The sequence below is a fragment of the Meridianimarinicoccus marinus genome (assembly GCF_040689105.1).
Taxonomy (GTDB): Bacteria; Pseudomonadota; Alphaproteobacteria; order Rhodobacterales; family Rhodobacteraceae; genus Meridianimarinicoccus; species Meridianimarinicoccus marinus.
In genome coordinates, this window is record NZ_JBFBVU010000100.1 from 1 (window position 1) to 392 (window position 392).

The 392-nt window shown below is 66.3% G+C and carries 1 protein-coding gene; it reads right to left on the bottom strand.

The annotated features are described in order from the left end of the window. Nucleotides 1–392: GntR family transcriptional regulator (locus AB0T83_RS20355; RefSeq protein ID WP_366195015.1), on the bottom strand; the 392-nt coding region annotated here is incomplete at both ends.

The window sequence follows — 392 nt, forward strand, 5'->3', positions numbered from 1 at the left end:
AGGCCAGGTCGGCGTCCCGCGCGACGGCGGCATCCAGAATGCCCTGGTGTTCCCCGGCCACGTCGCGGCGAATGTACTTTCGCGACCGCGCCGCAAGATACCGGTAGCGCACGTTGAGATCATACAGCTGGCTGCAATAGCGCAGCAGGATCGGCGAGCGGCACCGCGCCAGAAGCGCCATGTGGAATGCCTTGTGGCAGGTTTCGAAGGTGGTCAGATCGCCGCCGTTGACCCGCGCCATGCGGTGATGGGCCAGCACCAGCGCTTCTTCCCACGGGTTGTCGCCGCAGGCGAGGGAATCGCGCAAGGCCATGTCCTCCAGCGCGCAGCGCAGTTTCAGGATCTCGCCGAAATTCTCCTGGCTGACCGGGGCTGCGCGAAAGCCGCGCTGG